The 2,958-nt window shown below is 61.7% G+C and carries 1 protein-coding gene; it reads left to right on the top strand.

Features of this window, described 5'->3' with window-relative positions:
* Nucleotides 1-49: 49 nt before the first annotated feature.
* Nucleotides 50-2,958, top strand: a 2,909-nt coding sequence (locus EET13_RS29560; protein WP_136623320.1) for a zinc-binding dehydrogenase, incomplete at its 3' end; no start/stop codon positions are given.

The raw sequence follows: 2,958 nt of genomic DNA, 5'->3' as shown, positions 1-2,958 counted from the left end.
TTTCGCCCAGTGCGTGACCGCCCTAGCAGCCAGCGGCCCCCATATATTCGTGGAACTATCCCCACACCCCGTCCTGGCCCCCGCCATCAACGACACCCTGCACACCACCACCAGTTCTGGTCCTGGTGCTGGTGCTGGTGCTGGTGCGCCCACTGCTCCAAACAGCGACTCAACGGTGATCACCACCTTGCACCGCGACAAAACCCCCCACGACAGCCTGACCACAGCCCTAGCCCAACTCCACATCCACGGCCACAGCCCACACTGGCCCCACCTCTACCCCCACGCCCACACCACCGCACTACCCACCTACCCCTTCCAACACCACCGCTTCTGGCTAACCCCCCACACCACCGCCAACGTCAACGCCGCGGGGCTAGAACGGCTCGAACACCCTCTGTTGGGGGCATTGACTGAACTGGCCGATCAAGACCAGATGGTCTTTAGCAGCAGGCTAAGCACTCACACTCACCGCTGGCTCACCGGCCACAGGGTCCAACAAGAAGTGGTGTTCCCCGCGACCGGGTTTATCGAAGTGCTCTTACAAGCGGGCCTGCACGCCGAGTGCCCCGTCATCGACGAACTCGTTTTACATACCCCCCTTGTATTGAGCCAAGAGCACTGCACCGATGTCCAAATCACGATCCACCCCTTCGACGACCACACGCGGCGAGCTTTTAGCGTGCATGCCCGAACCACCCAACACCCCAACGCCAACGCCTGGGTACTGCACGCCACCGGCACTCTTAGCGCCGACCCACCCGAGCACTGGCAAACACCACCGACACCGCCCCCCTCGTTAGACCCCATCGACCACGACAACTTCTACGACCAGCTAGCCGGCCAAGGCCTCCACTATGACCCCCCATTTCGGGGATTAACCCACATCGGTGAACACCCAGGATCCCCCGAGATCATCTACGGGCAAGCAACCCTTAGCACCGATACCGACACCAACGGCTACAACATCCATCCCGCCCTGCTCGACAGCGCCCTTCAGGCAGTATTTTTCGCCGCCACCGATACCGAAAACACCCTGCAACTCCCGTTTGTCCTCAACGGAATCCACCTACACGCCACCACCGCCACCAGCTTGCACATCCAACTCATCCCCACCGGCACCGACACCTTCAAACTGCACGCCACCGACCCCACCGGCGCCCCAGTCATCACCATCCAAGCAATGACCCTGCGTGCCCTACCCGACGTGCCCGCGGAGCTGACCCCGAGCACCGTTGGGCTGCGACACGGTTTGCTAGAGCTGACCTGGCCGATCCTGCCGCGTGAAAGTTCCCTTGCTGCTGAACTCTCGCCGACGTGCGCGTTTGTCGGCAAAGACCACCCACACCTGGCCGCCCGGTTCGGCCCCGACCAGACACACCCCGACCTAGCAAGCGTCGACCTGGCTCGCAGCAACCTTGTGGTGTGGGCACTACCGCTATCCACGCCCGACAGCGACGATGTCACCCTCCACGCCATTCCAGATGGTCTAGGCGTTGATCGTTTATCCCGGGTGCATGCACTAACCACTGAAGTCTTGATAGAGCTGCAGCAATGGTTGGTCCGCGTCGCCCCGGGCGATGCGATGCTGGCGATCCTGACCCGGCATGCGGTGAGCACTAGCATTCATGACCGATCCCCCGAGCTCGCCCACGCCGCAGTGTGGGGGTTCATCCACAGCACCCAAAACGAGCACCCAGGCCGTATCCACCTAATCGACGTCGATCTCACCACCGCAAGCGAACACACCGTGCTTGAGATTCTGTCCACGCTGCGCGGCCCTATCCCGCAATCCGACATTGAGCCGCAACTGGCAATCCGTCGAGGCACCGTCCACATCCCCCGGCTATCTGCCGCCCGCCAACTGACCCCGCCCTCGACTGCTTGCTGGCAGCTAACGACTACCGGCAAGGGTGACTTGGCGAACCTCACCTTAGTTCCCGTCGCAGCGGTTCCCGCGTTGGCTACCGGGCAGATTCGCGTCAACATCCGAGCAGCCGGGCTGAACTTCCACGACGTAGTCGTGGCGCTAGGCGCGATCTCCGATGAGGGCTTGGGTGTCGAGGCCGCCGGGGTGGTCATCGATGTGGCCGACGATGTGAACACCGTGCGGCCTGGTGATGCGGTGATGGGATTGTTTCCCAGCAATTCTTTTGCGCCCACTGCCGTCACCGACCATCGCATGGTTGTCGCAATCCCGCGCGGATGGTCGTTTACCCAAGCAGCTTCAGTTCCAGCGGCTTTTCTGACCGCCTATACCGCTTTAGTAGAGCTGGCCGGGCTGGGTGCGACACAAAGGGTGCTCGTCCACGCCGGTACCGGAGGTGTCGGTCAAGCCGCTATCGCTATCGCCAACCATCTCGGCGCAGAAGTCTACGCCACCGCTCATCCCAGCAAACACCGCATCCTTGAGGATCTGGGATTGCCCCGTGAGCGGATCGCCTCCTCGCGCACTTTGGATTTCCTTGATCTATTCACTGAGACCACTGGAGGGCGCGGCGTCGACGTAGTGCTCGATTGTCTTCGCGGTGACTTCGTTGACGCCTCATTAGCGCTTTTGCCCCGCGGTGGGCACTTCATCGAGATCGGCAAAGCCGACATTCGAGTGCCTAGCGAGGTTACAGCTACGTGCCCCGGCGTGACCTACCAAGCTTACGACCTCAGTGCCGCACCGCCCGGGCACATTGCTCGCACACTAGGCACCCTGTCCGAACTCTTCAGCAGCGGTGTTCTGAAGCCGTTGCCTACCACTAGCTACGGCCTGACCCAGGCCATCCAAGCCTTCCGGGACATGAGCCAAGCTCGCCATACCGGCAAAATCGTGCTGATCCCCCCGGTTGGGTTTGATGGTGAGCGGACCGTGTTGATCACGGGAGGCACTGGGATGTTGGGCGGGGTTTTTGCTGAACATCTGATCACTCATTACGGGGTCAAGCACCTGCTGTTGGTGTCTCGGCG

It is taken from the genome of Mycobacterium attenuatum (genome assembly GCF_900566085.1).
Classification (GTDB): domain Bacteria; phylum Actinomycetota; class Actinomycetes; order Mycobacteriales; family Mycobacteriaceae; genus Mycobacterium; species Mycobacterium attenuatum.
This window is presented reverse-complemented; position numbering and strand designations above follow the sequence as displayed.